Below are 18,985 nucleotides of genomic sequence, written 5' to 3' on the forward strand. Positions count from 1 at the left end.
AGGCATTGTTCCAGAAAATGTTATTTACCGTAAAAAATTAGGTTTTCCAGTTCCAATCCGTCATTGGTTAAAAGATGAAATGTATGATTGGGCATTGACGATTATACGGGAATCTCAAACAGAGCATTTATTAAATAAAGGTTATATTGAAGACCTCTTAATTAATCATCGCATAGGTAAGATAGATTATTCGCGTAAAATATGGACAGCTTTAACTTTTATGGTTTGGCACCGTATTTATGTCGAAGAATCACAAGAATTTTTAACAGAACCGCTACAATCTTCTGTACAGCAATAATTAATATATGAAATTAGATAAAAATTTGTATTGATAAATATAGACCATAAGTACACAAGTATCCTGTGTACTTATGGTCTAAAATACATTATTTTACATAGAAATATGTATCTAGAACCTTGTTAATACAGGGTTACTTTTTTACAATCATTATTTTTCTTATAGAAAGAAATAATAACTAAAATAGCAGTAGCAACCACTGGTTGCTACTATGGAAACCAATAAGTTCTATTAAATTAGGACTATTTGGTAGATAATAAGGTGTCGATTAGAAGGGGGTTAGAAAGGTTATTCTTGAATGGTACACATAATAGATAACTTATTTTCTTCGAAATAATATTTTATACCTACTATTATTTCAATCTAAACAGATAGGTAAAAACAAGTAGCGAGAGGAATGGTTTTTTGGAAAGATATAAGAGTCGAAAAGAATTAAAAGCGGAGGTGAAAGAGGTATTACGTGGCAGATGGAAAGAAGCCATTTTATTAAGTGCTATACCAATAATTTTAACAATAATAGGGGTAGCGATTACTTTATTATCCTATTCCTTTATTCAGCAAATAATCGGTTTATTTTCTGATATAGGGACTAATATTAACAGGTATGAGTCATCATATACTGAAGACTTTTGGTCTACCATCTTTGGAGCCTTATCTACGTTTATTGCTGTTGGTATTTCATATACTTTTTTAGATTGGTTAAGAAACCCAACTATGCGTATTGAACCAGTTAAACAAGCTTTTCAAATATTCACTAAAAAATACTTTTTAGGTACGTTTTTAATTTATATTTTCACCGGATTTTTTACCTTATTATGGGCATTTCTTTTTATCGTACCAGGAATTATAAAAACAATATCTTATTCTCAAGCCTATTTCATTTATAAAGATCAAAAAATACTAACTGAAAATGGAAAAGTATCTGCTCTCGATTGCATAACAGAAAGTAGAAAAATGATGGATGGCCATAAGTGGGAATACTTTGTATTACAGTTAAGCTTTATTGGCTGGGGCATTTTAAGCATTCTATCTCTAGGAATCGGATTTCTATGGTTAAAACCATATGTATATTGTACATATGCAGCATTTTATAATAATCTGACTGAAAATAGTCATTTTGACGAGTCATTAGATGACTTTTAATCTACTTAAGTTATGTATAAATAGCTAGACTAAAAAAAAGAGTAGTTCTAAATTGTTTATTATCAATAAATAAGTTTATTGAAGGGACAATTAATACAGAACTATAATAGAGTATGCTTACCATTTAAGGTGTCGACAATTGCGCTATATTAGCAAAAATAGTTTAACTTCAATAGACTATAAAGAAAGTACAATAGCAACTAAACTCACGTGTGACTATAATTAAGGAGCGATATTTTATGGGCAAAACAAAATGGTATTCCGGAGGAAATGAACGAGCAAAACAAGCAGCAAATATTATTACTGATCTATTAGATGATTTAAAAACAAACTTAGAAAACGAGTCGCTACAAAATGTATTAGAGAATTATTTTGAAGAATTAGAACAAAAGGGCGCTTCTATTCCTATGATTTTAAGTCGTATGAACTTAGATATTTCTAAAGCAATCAGAAATGATGGAGTTACTCTATCAGACTATCAATCTAAAAAACTAAAAGAATTGACTTCCATATCCAATATTAGATATGGATATTAACAGTGTACAAAAATAGATAAATTCAATTATTCCTAATTAAATTAATTTATAAGGTCACAGTAGTTATAGTGACCTTATTTTGTTTAGTCAATATGGAAAGATCAATTAAATTATATAGCCAATCGTTCCTTTAAGTTATCTAATGCTTTTTATAAATATTAAATACATGAAATTGGATAAAATCGTGTATCCGGAATCCTATTCCAATAGGGTTCTTTTTTTAGTTCGTCCTTCAACACACGATTATATGGTATACTAAACAAAATCATGTATCACTTTTGTGAGAGGAGAGGGCTTTTAAATGAGTTACAACGTCCAACCATTAAGAACGCAACAAGAAATAAACGACTTTTTATTCTGTTTGAGAAGAAATAAAAACGCGGATCGGGATGTTTTTCTGTTTTTGATCGGGATTAATAGCGGTTTACGCATGTCGGATATTGTAAAATTGAAGAAACAAGACCTGATTTCTTCCAAAAACCCTCGTATTGTAGAGAAAAAAACAGGGAAAACGCGTATTTTGTATTTGAGTAGTCTGCAGGACTTGATTTTAGAATACACGAAAGACTTAGCACCAGAGGATTATTTGTTTCCGAGCACCAAAGGTGGCCATGTGGAAGTGAATACGGTCTATCAGATGTTTCAAAAGGTCGCTAAGCTGTTAGGAAGAGACGATATTGGGACGCACACGCTACGTAAGACGTTTGGTTACCACTATTACAAGAAAACCAAAGACGTAGCTACACTGATGGAAATATTCGGTCATAGCAGCGAGAAAATTACCAAGCGCTATATTGGAATCAATGAAGATGAAATCAGCGAGACGTTATTGAATTTCAGACTAGGTTTTTAGTACTTTTAAACTAGAAAAAGCCGACAGATTAGGTTCACTGTCGACTTTTTTTAATCTTAACAAGCAAGAAAATTCATACTAATGTCATTATAAAGCTGTTTAGCTTCTTCTTGTTGTTGGATGAGATCTTGTTCCTTATCATGTGTTCCAAAAAAGACAATCTCAATGTCCGTTAGAACATTTCTAAGTAAGTCGTTCTTTCTACAATTACTTAATTTTTCTGACTGAATAATCGCTTTATAATTAGCCTGAGAATCTCCAAGTGTTCCTATCATAATAATCATTCCTTCTGGTTAATTTTCTCTTTTAAGTATAAATAAATTCAGTTATTATAGCTACCTCTTAATGAATAATTAATTTTTTTTCAATCGAATTAGATCTATTTTTTTAGGGCTTCTCTTTTAATAAATGGTCAATTGAAACTTGATAATAGGTACTTAATTTAACCAGGTTATCTAATTCAGGATAGCTGATGTCATTTTCCCATTTGGAAATAGATTGCCTTGAAATATGTAACTGTTCTGCTACATCATTTTGTGAATATTTTTTTTTAACTCTACTACTTTTTAGTTTTTTTCCCAATAACAATGTTATTCCTCCTTGCTTATTACTTATATCTATCATAATGAAAGTAAGGAAGTATGACTATAACGCAATGGTTTACATGGTAGCAACCATTGGTTGCTACCATGTAAACCATTGCGTTCTTTTCGTTTCATAAGATAAGATAGATAATTTAATTATGAACTACTAGGTTAGGAGAATGGTTATGGGAGATATCATAATGAAAAAAATAACTAAAAGAAGCTGCTATCAATTTTTGTCTCTTCTTATTTTTTGTTTAGCTATTGTTACTGTATTAAACAAAAAAATCAGCTTGGGATACGCTCTAATTATTATTGGTTATTATTTACTGAGAAAATCAGATCTAGTTGACTAAAAAAATAGAAATAGAAAGGTGATTTAATGCAACAAAAAAAATTGAAAATAATCCTAACTACACTAATAATAACGATGTTAATTTTTGCAATTATTGGAATAATAACCTTTTTACTTTAATCGAAATTTTCAGCTTCAGAAGAAAAACTAATTAAACAAAAGAGCTAACTATCCCAAATAAAGGATATACATATCAGTTTATCACTACCGGTATTATAAAAATTGGAGGAATTCACTTGAAAAAAATCATTTTTGCTCTAAGTTTTTTCACTATTTTTACTCTTAACAGTACAACAAAGGTACAAGCTGAAGAACTTTTAACTACCCCCGTGAACAGTGTAAGTTACGATATAGATCAAGGTGGACTACAAGAATTTGAAGTTGGAGATTCCCCTGATGAGACCTACACTATTACCATTGAAGAAGAACCTCAATTTTCTATTATGGCAAGAGGTATCAAAAATAATACCTATAAAGTCACAAAAGAACGAGCTCTGCAATGGAAAGTAAGCTATAAAATAGATATAAAAGGAAACTCTATTACTAAGGCGCACTCACCTTCTATAAACAATTACATAGGAAGTGTTCGTAATTCAAGTTTAAAAGTGGATAATTCTAAACAAGCTACTTACTACATAAATATGATTATGCTAAAACTGAACAGCCCGGTGAATGTTCGTGCAACACTTCAAAATAATAAAATTATTGTAACCTATTGAATTAATCAACTAATTCTACGGTAGTGGTCCCCCAACCTAAATAATTACCTATCGTAAAGTAGAGAGCATAAGCATTCATTATAATACAACAAACACACGCTAGATAAACAAACTTATAGAGTGTGTTTGTTTTTTTGTTTCTCTTAATAATAATAGGGGCTAGAATTAAACCAATTGGGGGGATTAAACTTCCTATAAAAGCAAGAATTAACAGGATTAAACCTTCGTCTTTATCTGTATTTCCACGAATAAAATCTAATTTTTGAACATTTTCTTCTATTTTGACTTCATTTTCTTCAATCTTTCTTTTAAGTTCCTGATTTTCTTTTAGTAATTCGTCAATCGAAACTTCGTAATAGGTACTTAGCTTTACTAGATTATCTAAATCAGGGTAACTATTGCCATTTTCCCATTTTGAAATGGACTGTCTTGAAATATGTAAATAATCGGCCACATCTCCTTGCGAATAGCCCTTATTAACTCTACTTGCCTTCAATCGTTCTCCTAAGGCCATAATTATTCCTCCTTCTGCTCTTCTTTATTCTATCATACCGAAAGTAAGGATCATTGACTATAATCTATTAGTTGCCTTTTAGCACCTAATGGTTGCTACTATGTAACTAATAGCGTTCTTTTAATTTTAGCCGAATATAAACATAATTAAGTTATAAAAAGAAAAAGGAGGGTATAGTGAATAATTGTAGTTTTGTAGTTCTAAATGATGAAAAATAAAAAGTTTTATACAAAATAGGAGGAAAATTATAATGAAAAAAATTGTACTTAGTTTACTAGCAGGAAGTATGTTAGCGAGTTATGCTTTACCTACATATGTAAGTGCTTCTGTTTTTTCTGAAGATGAGATTAGAGAAGTTAATGTTACAGAGGAAAGCATTTTAGAAAATGATATTCAAGCTGACGAACCTATAATAGTTGATAGTGGAGAAAATTCTGATGATACTATTAATTCTCAAAATTTTACAATTGAATATGAAGAAGATGGTCCAGTGGTTATAATCTACGAAGAAAATATTAAAACAGCAAGAGCTGCTGCTGGAAGCACTAGTGTTTCTAAATGGGGAGCTTGGACGAACACTCGCATATCAGTTAGTAGAGGAGTTTTAGCAGGCGCAATTAATACTACTTTTTACACTGGAATAGCTGGGGTAGCTGGAACAATTGGATTACCTGTACTTGCTGTAACAGGATTACTGAATTCAGCCCAATGGACTAAATTAGGAAATGCTCCAGGAACTGCAGTTGCAAAAAAATGGGATACAAGCGGGAATGGCTGGGTAGAATTTTATATGAGCAAAGGGTATAATGCAGCAGGAAAACATGTTGCAACTAAATACAAAACGAAGTAGCTATAAAGTAGCTATATAGGTTAGAGGTGATTTTATGTTTAAAAAGTATAAAGAATTTACAGAGAAACACCCATATGTTTATGTCATACTAATAATGGTATTTACTAGTTTTATTGGTATCTCAATAGAATATATAGTAAATAAAAGTTTTATCGGCGGAGGATTATATACAGCTATAGCACTTACTTTAATTGAACTTTTAAGAGTAAGAAGAAGAAATAATTTAAAAAATTAATATTTTAAATGTAAATTAAAACTTTGTTGACATAATCACCATTAAACAAAGAACTCCCACCATTTTATTATGGTGGGAGTTCTTTGTTTAAAAATTGGCAAAACATACTAAATTAATATAATTATTTTTTTTTGAATATACGATTAAATATACTTACTTTCTCTGGTGAACTTTGTTCTAGTTCCAGTAATTTTTTATCGTGATTTTCTAACTTTACAATAGCAACTTCTAATTGATCTGACAATTTTAGGTTACTTTCAATTAGTTGATTAATAAGTGACTCGTATTTTTTGATTTTATCATCTTGAATCGGTTGCATATCGTTAGATGTGTCGCTCTCAAAACGGATATCGGTATCTGATACGTCCGATACGTCGTTTTCTGATAATGCTTGTTTAATTGACTTTTCAAGGGAAAAATCAGGGCGTACTTTTAGCGCTACCACCCGTTTTAAAACCGATACGTCGCTATTTGTGTATAATCGACTATTATTGCTATCACGATTAAAATAAGACTTGTTTCCGCTCGTTTTCTCAATCAAACTAGAGTATTTTCGCAAGGTTGTTACTGCAATTCCTAATTTCTTCGCAGCGACATTAGGCGATATGTATTCTATAAAATTACTATCCTTATTCATAAATAAAACCACCTTAAATGTTGTTATAACAATAGTTTAAATGAATCTAACTAACGACACTAGTATTTAATTTTTCTTGTTTGGACTTTTCACTCTTATATCTTTCAGATTGTGTTTTTATCTCTTTATTATTAACCCAGTCATATAAGGGAACCTGTACTTGTTTTTTTTCCTCAAAAATAAAACTAATTCTTTCAATTTTGTTTCCTTTTTTAGCTTTTTCTTTTTTATAACTTAGACTTTTAAAGAATGGTTTTAACTCCTTAATACTTTTTTCTAGGATTCTTCTGTCTATATCATACATACGATAACTTTCAGGGATATCTAATAATCGTTTAAATTCTTCAATCGAGACTGTGTAGAAGCCTGTACCTTTAAATTGTTTTAATTTACGGTAAATCGTCTTTGTATAAGAACTATTAATTTCTGTAAATTCCCTTAACTCAAATTTAGTAAACATTTCAAAGTCATTCAAGAGAAATTCAAATTCATTATTGATACCAATTTTTACAGTTTGTGTATCTGCATTGATATCAAACTTTGTGAATAATACAAAACGTTTTATTCTTGTTTCTGTACGTTCCCCATATGTAAGACCTAGCATTTTAGTATACGTTTTATCTAAATCATTCATAAACCGTTTAACAGATGTCGGCGAATAATTGCTCAATTCTTTTAATTGTTCAAAACTAAATTCGATTTCTTGTGTGTATTTATCTTTTAATTTTGAGCATATTGAAAAAAATAGATCTAATTCATTAGGATTGAATTTTCTAAAACTTACATCGTTTAAACTATTTTCATATTTTACAATTTCATTCAACAAAAATGCCACCTTTCTTATGAGTGTTTATTTCATTATAAACACTCATAGACGACATGTAAACGATATGTCGTTCTTAAACAGACAAAGTGTCGTCTTTACTAAGACAAAATGTCGTCTATAGCCAGACAAAATGTCGTCCATACGCAGACAAAATGTCGTCTATAGTAAAGACAAAATGTCGTCTTTACTATAGTTGTATCCCTTGTGGGAGTAAGTCAAAACCGACCTCTAAAACTCTTTTATCTTTAAAACTCTTTTAAAACTTTATTAAAACTAATATAAAGAAATAGCATATATTAATATTAATAAATATCTCAACATCTAAACAACAAATAAGGACGCCTTGCTCCGCAGGCTAAAAAAATTTTAATAGTTCAAAACCATCTGCAGCGTTCAATGTCTCGACTTACGCTCGACGGTTCGAACCATTGCATGTGTTAAATCCAAAATAACAGCTCTAATTTCAACTTTAACTTTAAACCTTATAAAAGGCGGCTGATTAACTTTAAACGTATCTAACGTCGTTTTTAGTGGCTTTAAATTGATTTTAACTCTCTATTTCTAATAATTGTTTCATTTTTGTATTTTAAAACCACTAACTTTTCTCAATGGTACAAATTTTTACCATACATTAAAGGTATTTAGTAGCCACATAAGCGCTACAACAACGATACCGGTCGGGACACTCGCATATAAATTCGTTGCAACCGTTCGCATGGTGAGTTTTTGATTGGTCCGTTTGATTTCAGCGTTTAGTTTCTCAAAGACTTGGTCCATGGTCTTGGTGACGGTCTGGTTGAACTCGCTTAATTGGGCGTTGTTCTGGCTCATTTCTTGCTGAATCTTCGCGATCTCCGTCTTGTTTTTGTCTAACAGGTCGTTCAGGATTATTTTCAGGTGTTTCAAGGATTCGGTTGACTGCTTTTGAGCTGTCTCGTTGTAGTTGGTCTGTGTGGTTTCTAAGTCTTTCAAGTTGCTGTTGAAGCTGTTCAGGACTGTAGTCGTCACTTGTTGAATCTCTTGTAAGTTGTTCTCCAGATTGGCTTTCTCCAAACTTTTCTGTTGCAGCGTCGCTCCGCTGTAGTTCCGGATCTCGGTCAATACTTGAATCAATTGCTGCAGATCCTGGTTCAAGCTTGATTGGTTCGGTTGTTGGGTTGTCGTTTCGGGTGTTTGTTGGTTCAAATTGTCTCTCAAAGCCATTTATGATGGTCTCCTTTTCGTAATCTGCGCCTAATTTTTTAGCGCGGACTTTTTTATTTTCTGCTACATGTTGATACGTCACTGTTTTTCCTCGCTCAATCACGTTTACGCCATTGTCAGCCAGTTTTTCTTTAAATGCGTCAAAGTTAGGGGTTGTTTGTTTGGCCTGTTCGATCTTTTCTCGAATCTCATCTTTCCAACTGGTCTGTCCAGGACGTTCTAAAATGCTTTTTTCTGCGGCAGTGTAGCGAATTTGAGCGGGTTCTTCTGGAACGGTTAAGCCATGAGACAAACAAATTTCGTCGTTGATTTCTTTCACTTTTTCAATTGCCTCCACGCCATGTGCTTGAAACTTCAGACCCGTATCCAGATTGACGCTATTAATGACTAAATGATTATGGATATGGTCTTTATCCGTATGCGTGTAAATGGCCACCTGGTGACCGCTAGCAACTTTTTGCGCTAATTCGTAACCTAGTTCGTTTGCTTGTTCCGGAGTGACCTCACCGGGCTTAAATGACTGAATAAGGGTATGCGCTTGGACCTTATCGTCTTTTCCATAGATTATGCGGGTGGCTTTCATTTGGGTTTTGGCATAAGTGACATCACAATTTAAGCCGCTTTTGACGGTCGCACGCGGTTCAGCGTAGTTAATGCAGCGGGAGCAACTGGTGCTGCGGGCTAATTTAATTGTTGCCATACCTGATTCAACTCCTTTTGTACTTGTTGCAATTCAGCCGTTAGGTTGGTGGCTAAATTCGGATCGAGTTCTGCCGCATTTGTGGCTCGTGCCATCTGGTTGATATTGTTGCCGATCGCGCGTAATTGTTTGGCGATTTCAATCGCGCCTGCTCGGTCCACTTTTGGTGTCACGAGCTTAGCCCCTTGTGCCTTGCTTTTGACAAAAGCCGGCACACTCATTTGCAAACTTTCAGCGGAGCGCTTCAACTTTTCAAATTCGGGTTCGCTCACTCGAAAGCTGATTTGTTTCGGCTCTTTGCGCTTCGGGTTTCTCTCAGCTGAAGTGTCCTCAAAAATCTCTCGTTCGCTCAACGTCCCACCCCCTGTTTTTCTTCTCTGTCGTTCAGAAACCAATCATACCACTAAAACGCTTTCGGTTTCCAGTGGTATGATTGGTTGAAGGGGTTTGGCAAGCTCTATGTTTGCTAGCCACTTCGTGGCGCAAACGACCTTGTTGGGGGACGCGCTGCTCCCCCAATCCCCCTGTAAACCCGGTCAAAACGTGGCCGTTTTGAGCCAAAAAAAGAGACTGGAAATGTGTGCATTTCGGTCTCTTTTTTTGGCAAGATCAAGCCGTTTTTTTTCGGCGTTGGCGTCGAAAAAAATGGCCCTTTATGCGCTTGATTTTCCCGGTGTTTGATCCGGAAAAATGAGGCTTACAGAAAAAGTAAACCGTCAAAATCGATTGAGTTATGATAGTATATATGCTATCACATATCTATGAAGACGAATCCTATATTTGAGTATATTAAACGGCCAGATGGCACAAGTGAGTTTGAAGATTTTTTTGATTCTTTACCTGAAAAAGACGCTGTAAAATTGTTAGCGGTGATTGAGAAAACGGAAAAATATGGCCTGCCGATAGCAGCAAGAAATCAATGGATCAAAAAACTAGAAATGAATCTTTATGAGCTTCGCTCAAAAGTAAGTTCAAATATCCAACGGGTATTTTATTTTCATGTGGTTGATAACCGGTATGTTATTACGCATGGTTTTACGAATAAAACTGATAAAACACCCGAAAATGAGAAAAAACGGGCGCGTGAGATCCGAAAAAAATTTATGGAGGAATAACGAATGGAGACAAGTACAGTAAGTAGCTACATTTCTCGTCGACGTGCAAAAGATAAAAGTTTTGACGAAGCCTTTGTGGGTGAAAGTGAACGCTTAGAAGTCGCTGTTGCTTTAAGAACGTTGAGAGAAACCGAAGGATTGACCCAAAGACAATTGGCCGAAAAAGTTGAAAAGCCGCAATCTACGATTGCACGTATTGAAAACGGAAATATGAATGTGACGTTTAAGACGATGAATGATATCGCGAAAGCATTTGATAAAGTTATTGAAGTTAAATTTGTATAGTTAATAGAAAAAGTTCCTCACAATCTGTCTCTTTAGTCTGATTGTAGGAACTTTTCTATTTATTTAAGAATCACTTTCCAACAACTTTCGGGTAATGTAACGAATGACCATGGAGATAGCATGATAAGAGAAAAGACAAATCCATACTATGTTGGGAATACGATTTGATAAAGAGCCACCTAGCAAAATTAAAATAATTAAAATATGTAAAATTTCGTTTGAAATGACTAATGATTTAAATTTTTTCTCTTTTTCTTTATTTTCAGATAATTTTTTGAGTTGATCTTGAAAGGCAGAAGCCACAGTGAAATAACGCACAAAAACAGAAGTGTATTTTCCTGACAAAACTTTGAAAATACTAGCTAAATCCCAACTTATCATTAGTATAACAAGAAGATAAACTATGTAATTTATCAAAATAAACCCTCCTTTTCAATTTAAAACAGGTAATAATGATACTAGTATATAAATAATCCCTCCTATTACAAATCCTAGGAAAAAAATAATTAAATTCCTTCTATTTTTCATTTAAAAACCTCCCATAAATAAGGCTATAACAATAAAAAAAGTATTTATTAGAATGATAAAATCTTAATTCTATTATCAATAATTTTAATACATGCATAAATTTGCTTGAATGAATGTATTTAGAACCTGTATTACTAAGTTTTTTTGATAGTAGTATGCCTTAAGGAGCAAATCCATAATATAAAATTTCAAAAACAAGTTGTCCCAATATTAAAATTCCAACTAATGCACCTACATAAAAAAATTGGAATATTCTTTTCAATAAGAGGAATTGATCTTGAGCGCCTATTTTTTTTATTCCATACCATGCAAAAACAACTAACTGAGGTATAAACAATACAAAATAGGAAGTAGTCACAAATCTGGAAAAATGTTCATATGTTTGAAATCCTACATTTTGGGTAGTCATTAAAAAGATAGATTCTCTGAACCAGATAAACAAAAATGATAACTGAAGAATACATGCCAATATAGTAAGACTATAATTAATATACTTTTTTTCTTTTCTAACTAATAAATAAATACTTCCAACATAAAAAATCCCTAATAAAACCGCGTAAAATGGTTGATATAAAAACAATGATACCGCCTCTTTTCTTTATCTAGACACTATTAATGTTAACCCATTATAGTTAACACACATATTCTTAAAAGTTTGTCTGTTTTTTTATCCATAATCAGTTTGTCTCCTATCTGTAATTTAAATTAAAATATATTATCCCACTGATATTCGGACACGTATCTCTTTAATCAAGCCGTCCTCTAATGGGTATTTCTAATTATTTACTGAATTGACATATTAGAAAAGAACGGATTAGTTTACATAGCAGCAACCATTGGTTGCTATTATTTAAACTAATGCGGAAAATTAGAATATTTAAAAAAAAACACCATTTACAACACATGAAATTGCTTATAATAGTGTATACAGAACCTTTAAAAAATGGGCTTTTGTGTTTTTATTTTATGTAAATTATATTGATATAGAATATAAAGAGAAATGGTATAATATTTGATAACATATAATTGTTTTAAATTTGTTAAGGAGGTTATTTTTATGAATGGGAATGGTGTTTCATGTACTAAAACAAAATGTTCTGTCAATTGGGGGCAGGCTTTGACTGAAGGAACTAAACGTTGGGGAGATAATCTTTTTGGAAGTGTGAGTGGTTAAATATGAGTGATTCAGAAAAAAGTAAAGAGCTTATTCATGATTTATATAATAAACTATCAAAACGCACTAATTCCAGTCCTGAATTACTAGATATCATTGACGTTTTATACCAAGTGTATCTAAAAATCGATACTGTAAGTAACCCAGAAGCGCTTGTTCAACGTTTGGTTAATTATATATATAGCACTGGTCTTAAAGGGAAACTTTATTTTCCTAAGGATGAAAATAATTTAATTGCTGATCTTGGGGTTATTGGTCAAAGAGCTGGTTTGAATGGTTTATATAAAGCTAACTACGGTGATAAATCTCAGTTTTATAGTTACTTCGATGATAATAAAATGCCTAAAAATTAAATAATAAATGAAAAAGGACTGATTTCTAGTCCTTTTTTTGTTTGCTTATTATCGGAGTTTTATTTGTTGTCATTTCGTTAATTATGTTATTGCCAGGTAGTTCAGATATAATCGCTCAACTATTACAAATAAATTAATAAATAAAGAAAATAATACATGAGATTAGATAGAATCATGTATCTATAGCCTTTTCAAACTAGTTTTTATTTATCCCTTTAATTTCTTTTGTTATTTCTTTTTTGAACAATATGAAAATAATAGCTGTCCACACAATTTGAGAGAATATATTTGTTTCAAAAGAAAGAAATAGCTTAGGTATTAAAATAATACCTACAATTAATATTAATAGACCTAGTTTTATGTAATGGTTATTAGTATCAACAGCTTGGCTATAAGAAAAAACTATGAAAATCACTATAAAAATAAATAGAATTAAATCTAGTAATGGAGTTAATGATTTATAGAAAATCAAATAACTTATGCTTAATAGTGTAGATAGCCCAAAAGATAGGGTGTTTTTCACTTAATGACCTCCAATTTAATTATTTTAGTACTACTTTTCTAAGCATAAAACAAATGATCTGTTTTGTAAAAAGAGTATATTTTTCCATTATAAACTTTGATTATGATTATTAATTTGAGACATATAAACCATTTTAGTTAATTTAAAAATCAATACATGAAATTGGATAAATTAATGTATCTAGAGTCTTATTAAATCAATAGTTTAAAAATTAAATTATTTTTTAAATACAAAACCATCATAATATTTATCTATAATATTTTCTACAGTTGTCCCGATTTTTTCGATAAATGTTCTACTAAAAACTTCTGTAAAGTCATTTGCTCCAATTGAGTCTATAATTTCAAAATAATCTACGGTCAAAACAATACTACTTCGAATTGTTTCTCCATAACTATTATCATATTCTAGTGGTGGTATTTTTTCATTAAAGTATTTAATTAAATATTCTTGAGAATTATTTTCAAAAAATTCTTCTTCTGTTTCGAGTAATATTATACTTTCCTCAAATATTTTTGTATTATCCATATTTTTTTGTTCAAGGAGAGTAGACTCTTTCAGTAAAACTACAGAAAATAAACGATCTTTATTTATCATTTTTTACTCCTTTATTTGAGTTTTACTCAATTCTTATTGTGACAAACTCACCTTCATTTCAGGATACACTATTTTACATATAATCGTGTATCGAAAAGGAAAGGGTCACAAAACTCACATAAAACATATGTGAGTTTTATGACCCTTTTTATTGTGTTTATCTACTACTAGTCTTATTTAATTACATATCAGATTAAACTTTTTGTAGGTGTTATTTTAGGAATCGTGACAAAGTTAAACGACTACTTCCATTTTTAGTTTTCCGCCTACAGATTCCACGATGTCACTTAATGTTTGTACACTAATGTTTTGTGACCCTTTTTCTACTCGAGAAATATAAGATTGTTTTTTTCCAGTTAGAGTAGCTAATTCAGATTGAGTTAGATGTTTTTCTTCTCTAATTCTTAAAAGAATGTTTGCAGCTTGATAGCTAGCTTCAGTTTCTTTCCACGCTTCAGCAAACTCTGGTGTTTCCATTTGGGTGTCGAAGTAACTTTTTAGTTTATTTTCCATCATTTTCACCCTTTCTTTCTAGATAGTCTTTACGATACTCTTTGGATTTAGTAATTTCTCTTGAAGGAGTTTTTTGTGTTTTTTTCGTGAAACCATGTGTGATAATATATTTATTATGACTAAAATGAAAATATAAACACCTAAAAATGTTGCTTGAGAATTTTACTCGAAGTTCGTAAATGCCATCATCTAAGTGATCGATATATCCTGGTGGAGAATGGACTCCAAAATCTTCCACAATAGTTATTGCTCTTAATACTTTAGCTCTAGATTTTACATCTAAACTATCTAAATACTCCAAAAAGGGAGCTTCACCGTTTTCTTTTTCATAGACATCGAAATTATATTTTTTCATACTTTTATTATAACTTATAAGTGATAATGTGTAAACAATCTTATTTAGGAAATCGAATACTAGGTACTATTGATTTTATGAGAATACATAAAATTGTTTAAAAACGTGTATTGACCTGAATAATTCATAGCTTTAATTCTTTGGTACATTTTATTGAAATATGTATCACTAATATCCCTATCAACTGATTTTGACTAAAAAGTTACTTCAAACATTCACTGTTCAAAAATATTGAGGAATAAATTTTGGGTGTAAGGCATTTTGAGCATACTTCTCCCTGGATAACTTCCCAGTAAAAAAATCGTTAGATTGTTGGATTAGATCCATTGACTGGCTCGCCTCAGGCGAGCAAAGACCCTGTAGAATTCATTCTGATACACATGATAACTAGATAATTTGAGATAGACTCGTCTACCCGTTTGGACTAATTTCCCAGCAACTTTCAGAAACTTCAATCGAATAGAATGAATGGTCATTCCCTTTTGGACTTCTTCAAAGCCAATCGTTCTTAAGAAGTTGACTAAGTTGTAAGCTATCAAGCTGAGCATCATTCGGACATGATTCTCCAAAAAGCGAGGACTGTCTGTCTTGTCAAAGTAAAAGCCAGCTTTCGCTTCTTTAATGAAGTTCTCCATTGTGCCACGTTTGGCATAGAGAGAAAAGATGGTATCAGGAGAAACATTTTCTGATAGATTCGTCACGATAAACTCATGTCGAAAGAGTAGTTCGCCCGCTTCACGTGTTGAGCGTATACACACGCGACGACTTTGTGACCAGGTTTGTGCTTGATAAGTGGTGGAGAAGTACTGAACTTCTCGTTCTTCCCACTTTTGATTATCGCCATAAAGTACTGATTTCTCAGCTATTTGACCTAGTCTACGATTATTCTTCAGTCGAATAACATAATGACTCTTTTTTGATTCACACGAATCATACACACCAGGTGTAGCGAACCCGCTGTCTCCACGAACCAAGATGTCAGTGTTTGGTAGAGAGTGATTATAGTGCTCTAATAAAGGTGTGAGAAACTCCTTTACGCCTTTTGATGTATATTGATTTCCTGAACGTAGTTCAGCTTTTAAGAAGTCACCAGTCAATCCGTCAAAAGCTACCAATGGATGATAACCATAGGTTTGGTAGTGGGTATTATAATCCGTTTGTTCTTGGTGACCAAATGTATCTGAATGGGTCGAATCTAAATCAATGATTAATTCCGTATCATTACGGATGAGGCGTGCTTTATCAATAAGTTCTTGGTTCAAAGCTTGAAGTTCATGGATATTCTCCTCAGATAGTCGATCTAAAAATCGAGAAAGTGAAGATTGAGAAGCGAGTTCTTTCCTATCTAAAACAGCTTTAAACACAGGATCTTGTCTCAGGAGATTAGCTGCAGAATCAGCTGAGTAACCAGCAATTAATTGCATAATGAACTGCTCAAGTATGGATAAGTTGTCATGAGTAAAATATGCTCGTTCGTCTTCAATGTGAATGTGTTGCTTAGCCAGTTCAGAAAAACCGAAGGTGTTCATCAGCTCTTTCACTAGGACGAGACCCGAATCACTCGATAATTGACCACCTGTATGAGAAATAGTGATATTTGAATTGAATTTTACTTGGTTTTTGTGTAAGCTAGTCATTAGAAGAACTCCTTTCTTTTGGTTGGTTTAGTCACTTTAACCATAGCAGAAAGGGGTTCTTTTTTCATCACTTAACGGGTGAAGATGAAAAAGTAATTGTAAGCTGCCGTGAGGCAGTTTCACATGGTTTTAATTAAAAGTATGAATTATTCAGGATTGATAAAACTACAGTTTCATTTAAAAATTTATAACTGAAGTACTTTTTTATTTGATTTTTAGTGTATGTAAACCAATAGTTGCTAATTGTAAACGAATAGGTGCGTTACTTTTTAAGCGGAAATTGAGAGAATATAGTTATTAAGTTAAGGAGGATAGTAATGATTTAAACTTGTGTTTAAGAGTTAGACATCCAATTTCATGTTATGAATACATGAGATTCTATAAAATAATATATTGAAGAAAATAGGTAGCTGCTAAAAACAAGCGAGCGACTCTCTTAAAATTAGATCTGTAAAAGATTTTTTATTTCAATTTCAGAGATACTTTTTTTAGCGGTTAAAAATACTTTTTTTCTTCTCTTTTACCAATGGTAACAATCTCAATAATTTCTATCTGATTATCTGTTGGTGGTTTAAAGATGAGACAAATGCCTAATTTTTGGTTCTTTAACAAAAAATTAGGACTTAAAATATCAATCTGCAATCGCTTAAAGTGATTGCTATTCGAAGATAATAGCTGTACTCTCAATTGTGGAATTTAAAAATACTAGACTTTTAATAGTGCTTAATTAAAATCTATTTTTCACTAATCAAAATAAAAATACATAAATTCGAAAATGTCGCTAGTTTAAAAGTCTTTAAAAAATTTTAACTAGAAGAACTAATCAATAAAAAGGAACCCAAAAAGAGGAGAATTGATATGTGCGGATTTGTTGGGTATATTTCCAATGTGGAAAATGCAATACAAAAAACAATAGAGAACAATATTAATGAGATGAATAAAATGATTGTACATAGAGGACCAGATGAAGAGGGGTATTATAAAGATAATACGATTGCTTTAGGTTTTAGAAGATTAAGTATTATCGATATTGAAAAAGGGCACCAACCATTATCTTATGAAAATGAACGGTATTGGATTATTTTTAATGGGAAATTTATAATTATATAGAGTTAAGAAAAAAACTAAGTGGTCAAGGGTATTTATTTAAAACGGATAGTGATACCGAAGTTATCATTGCAGCTTATTCAGCCTATAAAGAAGAAGTAGTGGATAAATTAAGAGGAATGTTTGCATTTGTGATTTGGGACAAAGTAGAAAAAACATTCTTTGGAGCTCGTGATCATTTTGGGATTAAACCTTTTTATTATGCAGTAGAAGAACAAGGCCTATATGTGGCTTCTGAAAAGAAAGCTATTCTAAAAGTGGTTCAAGACCGACAATTAGATCAAATTGCTTTACAAAATTATTTAACTTTTCAATATGTTCCAGGATCAGAAACGATGCACCAATCAATTAAGGAACTACTTCCTGGTCATTTTATGACAAAGAAATTAAATGAGACAGTAAAAATTACGAGATATTGGCAGGCTGATTTTTCACCCATTAACAAATCAGAAGATTTTTTTACAAAAGAAATTCGAACAAGCTTATGGGATTCCGTTGAAAAACATATGAGGTCAGACGTTACAGTTGGTTCCTTCTTATCAGGAGGAATTGATTCGTCAATCATTGTAGCAATGGCACGCGAGTTTAATCCTAAGCTTAAGACATTATCCGTTGGATTTGAAAGAGACGGATACAATGAAATTAATTTAGCTGAAGAGACGGCAGAAGAGTTAAAAGTAGAAAACTTTAGTCATACGATTACTGTAGAAGAATTCATGGCTGAATTTCCACGTTTTGTTTGGCATATGGACGATCCTTTAGCTGACCCTGCAGCAATGCCGCAATTCTTTTTGTCAGCATTAGCTCGAAAGCATGTAAAAGTTGCGTTATCTGGTGAAGGAGCTGATGAATTATTTTGGAGGGTATGGTATTTATAATGAACCACATGCGTTGAGAATGTTTAATCTTACTGGTAAGTATACCAACCAAGCTATCCATCAGTTAGCTCAGCTGATGCCTGATGGAGTAAAAGGGAAGAGTTTTCTTCTTAGAGGAACCGTTCCTTTAGAACATCGGTACGTTGGAAATGCAAAGATTTTTGAAGAGCTTGAAAAGAAAAAATTGTTAACCAATTATAATGCTAACTACCCGTTCAAAAATGTGACTGATTCATTTTATCAGCAAACAGTAGGGCGTAATCCAGTGGATCGCATGCAATTAATTGATATTAATACTTGGCTAAATGGAGATCTACTTTTAAATGCAGATAGAACTACAATGGCTCATTCTTTAGAGTTGAGAACACCATTTTTAGATAAAGAAGTATTTAATATTGCTAAAGAAATACCAGCACATTTAAGGCTAGCTCATGGAACGACTAAATATATTTTAAGAAAGCCGTAGA

Annotated in this window: 26 protein-coding genes and 1 pseudogene; 13 read left to right on the plus strand and 14 right to left on the minus strand. The window is 32.2% G+C overall.

Annotated elements, in window-relative coordinates:
• From BP18_RS00005 to BP18_RS00020, 4 genes are all read left to right on the plus strand, one after another.
• Window positions 1-298, plus strand: a 298-nt coding sequence (locus tag BP18_RS00005) for an asparagine synthase-related protein (RefSeq protein ID WP_035050111.1), incomplete at its 5' end; no start/stop codon positions are given.
• A gap of 405 nt (window positions 299-703) precedes the next feature.
• Window positions 704-1,441, plus strand: coding sequence for a DUF975 family protein (locus BP18_RS00010; RefSeq protein ID WP_029278286.1), 738 nt, complete (start codon window positions 704-706; stop codon window positions 1,439-1,441).
• A gap of 239 nt (window positions 1,442-1,680) precedes the next feature.
• Window positions 1,681-1,977 (plus strand): bacteriocin immunity protein, encoded by a 297-nt coding sequence (locus tag BP18_RS00015; protein WP_029278285.1) that lies wholly within the window; start codon window positions 1,681-1,683, stop codon window positions 1,975-1,977.
• A gap of 301 nt (window positions 1,978-2,278) precedes the next feature.
• Window positions 2,279-2,830 carry a tyrosine-type recombinase/integrase gene (locus BP18_RS00020; RefSeq protein WP_007725642.1) on the plus strand — a complete coding sequence of 184 codons (552 nt, stop codon included), beginning with the start codon at window positions 2,279-2,281 and terminating at the stop codon, window positions 2,828-2,830.
• A gap of 56 nt (window positions 2,831-2,886) precedes the next feature.
• Here BP18_RS00020 and BP18_RS00025 read toward each other — a convergent pair whose 3' ends face one another.
• Window positions 2,887-3,105 carry a hypothetical protein gene (locus BP18_RS00025; protein ID WP_007725640.1) on the minus strand — a complete coding sequence of 73 codons (219 nt, stop codon included), beginning with the start codon at window positions 3,103-3,105 and terminating at the stop codon, window positions 2,887-2,889.
• Window positions 3,106-3,217: 112 nt separating this feature from the next.
• Window positions 3,218-3,418, minus strand: a complete 201-nt coding sequence (locus BP18_RS00030; protein ID WP_007725638.1) for a helix-turn-helix domain-containing protein — start codon at window positions 3,416-3,418, stop codon at window positions 3,218-3,220.
• Window positions 3,419-3,614: 196 nt separating this feature from the next.
• Between BP18_RS00030 and BP18_RS12650 the strand changes: the two genes are divergently transcribed.
• Both BP18_RS12650 and BP18_RS00035 read left to right on the plus strand, forming a co-directional pair.
• Complete coding sequence (locus BP18_RS12650; protein WP_197050073.1) at window positions 3,615-3,770, plus strand: hypothetical protein; 156 nt, start codon at window positions 3,615-3,617, stop codon at window positions 3,768-3,770.
• A gap of 235 nt (window positions 3,771-4,005) precedes the next feature.
• On the plus strand, window positions 4,006-4,488 hold the full coding sequence (locus BP18_RS00035; protein WP_007725664.1) for a DUF5626 family protein: 483 nt from the start codon (window positions 4,006-4,008) through the stop codon (window positions 4,486-4,488).
• A gap of 1 nt (window position 4,489) precedes the next feature.
• Here BP18_RS00035 and BP18_RS00040 read toward each other — a convergent pair whose 3' ends face one another.
• Window positions 4,490-5,002, minus strand: a complete 513-nt coding sequence (locus BP18_RS00040) for a helix-turn-helix domain-containing protein (protein WP_007725663.1) — start codon at window positions 5,000-5,002, stop codon at window positions 4,490-4,492.
• Between the two features lie 250 nt (window positions 5,003-5,252).
• On the opposite strand from BP18_RS00040, the gene BP18_RS00045 reads away from it, so the two are divergent.
• A complete protein-coding gene (locus BP18_RS00045; RefSeq protein WP_029276986.1) occupies window positions 5,253-5,852 on the plus strand; it encodes a hypothetical protein in 600 nt (199 codons plus the stop codon).
• A 34-nt stretch (window positions 5,853-5,886) separates the two neighbouring features.
• Window positions 5,887-6,087 (plus strand): hypothetical protein, encoded by a 201-nt coding sequence (locus tag BP18_RS00050; RefSeq protein WP_007725661.1) that lies wholly within the window; start codon window positions 5,887-5,889, stop codon window positions 6,085-6,087.
• A gap of 121 nt (window positions 6,088-6,208) precedes the next feature.
• On the opposite strand, the gene BP18_RS12225 is transcribed toward BP18_RS00050, so the two are convergent.
• The 4 genes from BP18_RS12225 to BP18_RS00070 form a co-directional block, all read right to left on the minus strand.
• On the minus strand, window positions 6,209-6,724 hold the full coding sequence (locus BP18_RS12225) for a helix-turn-helix domain-containing protein (protein ID WP_007725660.1): 516 nt from the start codon (window positions 6,722-6,724) through the stop codon (window positions 6,209-6,211).
• A 46-nt stretch (window positions 6,725-6,770) separates the two neighbouring features.
• Window positions 6,771-7,547 (minus strand): replication initiation protein, encoded by a 777-nt coding sequence (locus BP18_RS00060; RefSeq protein WP_007725659.1) that lies wholly within the window; start codon window positions 7,545-7,547, stop codon window positions 6,771-6,773.
• 763 nt (window positions 7,548-8,310) lie between these two features.
• The gene (locus BP18_RS00065) at window positions 8,311-9,453 is read right to left on the minus strand and encodes a relaxase/mobilization nuclease domain-containing protein (RefSeq protein WP_029276992.1); all 1,143 of its coding nucleotides are present in this window, start codon (window positions 9,451-9,453) and stop codon (window positions 8,311-8,313) included.
• Window positions 9,435-9,806, minus strand: a complete 372-nt coding sequence (locus tag BP18_RS00070; RefSeq protein WP_029276994.1) for a MobC family plasmid mobilization relaxosome protein — start codon at window positions 9,804-9,806, stop codon at window positions 9,435-9,437. The genes BP18_RS00065 and BP18_RS00070 overlap by 19 nt, the downstream gene beginning before the upstream one ends.
• A 408-nt stretch (window positions 9,807-10,214) precedes the next feature.
• Between BP18_RS00070 and BP18_RS00080 the strand changes: the two genes are divergently transcribed.
• Together BP18_RS00080 and BP18_RS00085 are read left to right on the plus strand one after the other, a co-directional pair.
• Window positions 10,215-10,568, plus strand: a complete 354-nt coding sequence (locus BP18_RS00080; RefSeq protein ID WP_035050114.1) for a type II toxin-antitoxin system RelE/ParE family toxin — start codon at window positions 10,215-10,217, stop codon at window positions 10,566-10,568.
• Window positions 10,569-10,571: 3 nt separating this feature from the next.
• Window positions 10,572-10,853 (plus strand): helix-turn-helix transcriptional regulator, encoded by a 282-nt coding sequence (locus BP18_RS00085; protein WP_029276999.1) that lies wholly within the window; start codon window positions 10,572-10,574, stop codon window positions 10,851-10,853.
• A 63-nt stretch (window positions 10,854-10,916) separates the two neighbouring features.
• Here BP18_RS00085 and BP18_RS00090 read toward each other — a convergent pair whose 3' ends face one another.
• Complete coding sequence (locus BP18_RS00090; protein WP_029277000.1) at window positions 10,917-11,270, minus strand: hypothetical protein; 354 nt, start codon at window positions 11,268-11,270, stop codon at window positions 10,917-10,919.
• A gap of 271 nt (window positions 11,271-11,541) precedes the next feature.
• Window positions 11,542-11,961 (minus strand): hypothetical protein, encoded by a 420-nt coding sequence (locus BP18_RS00095; RefSeq protein ID WP_029277002.1) that lies wholly within the window; start codon window positions 11,959-11,961, stop codon window positions 11,542-11,544.
• A 477-nt stretch (window positions 11,962-12,438) separates the two neighbouring features.
• On the opposite strand from BP18_RS00095, the gene BP18_RS12495 reads away from it, so the two are divergent.
• Window positions 12,439-12,555, plus strand: a complete 117-nt coding sequence (locus tag BP18_RS12495; RefSeq protein WP_143019123.1) for a leucocin A/sakacin P family class II bacteriocin — start codon at window positions 12,439-12,441, stop codon at window positions 12,553-12,555.
• A gap of 2 nt (window positions 12,556-12,557) precedes the next feature.
• Window positions 12,558-12,908, plus strand: a complete 351-nt coding sequence (locus tag BP18_RS00105; RefSeq protein WP_029277006.1) for a bacteriocin immunity protein — start codon at window positions 12,558-12,560, stop codon at window positions 12,906-12,908.
• A gap of 196 nt (window positions 12,909-13,104) precedes the next feature.
• Here BP18_RS00105 and BP18_RS00110 read toward each other — a convergent pair whose 3' ends face one another.
• The 5 genes from BP18_RS00110 to BP18_RS00130 form a co-directional block, all read right to left on the minus strand.
• A complete protein-coding gene (locus BP18_RS00110; protein WP_029277008.1) occupies window positions 13,105-13,431 on the minus strand; it encodes a hypothetical protein in 327 nt (108 codons plus the stop codon).
• Window positions 13,432-13,647: 216 nt separating this feature from the next.
• Window positions 13,648-14,028 carry a hypothetical protein gene (locus BP18_RS00115; RefSeq protein ID WP_029277010.1) on the minus strand — a complete coding sequence of 127 codons (381 nt, stop codon included), beginning with the start codon at window positions 14,026-14,028 and terminating at the stop codon, window positions 13,648-13,650.
• A 234-nt stretch (window positions 14,029-14,262) separates the two neighbouring features.
• A complete protein-coding gene (locus BP18_RS00120; RefSeq protein ID WP_231549406.1) occupies window positions 14,263-14,544 on the minus strand; it encodes a helix-turn-helix domain-containing protein in 282 nt (93 codons plus the stop codon).
• Entirely contained in the window at window positions 14,531-14,896 is a 366-nt protein-coding gene (locus tag BP18_RS00125; RefSeq protein WP_029277014.1) for a type II toxin-antitoxin system RelE/ParE family toxin, read from the minus strand. Before BP18_RS00125 ends, BP18_RS00120 begins: the two co-directional genes overlap by 14 nt.
• A 317-nt stretch (window positions 14,897-15,213) precedes the next feature.
• Window positions 15,214-16,533, minus strand: a complete 1,320-nt coding sequence (locus BP18_RS00130; protein ID WP_029277017.1) for an IS1380-like element IS1678 family transposase — start codon at window positions 16,531-16,533, stop codon at window positions 15,214-15,216.
• A gap of 858 nt (window positions 16,534-17,391) precedes the next feature.
• Here BP18_RS00130 and asnB point away from each other — a divergent pair.
• Window positions 17,392-18,978 (plus strand): annotated as a pseudogene (gene asnB, locus BP18_RS00135) (asparagine synthase (glutamine-hydrolyzing)); the annotation flags it as partial.
• Between the last annotated feature and the right edge of the window lie 7 nt (window positions 18,979-18,985).

The sequence above is a fragment of the Carnobacterium jeotgali MS3 genome (assembly GCF_000745125.1).
In the GTDB taxonomy this organism is placed as follows: domain Bacteria; phylum Bacillota; class Bacilli; order Lactobacillales; family Carnobacteriaceae; genus Carnobacterium_B; species Carnobacterium_B jeotgali.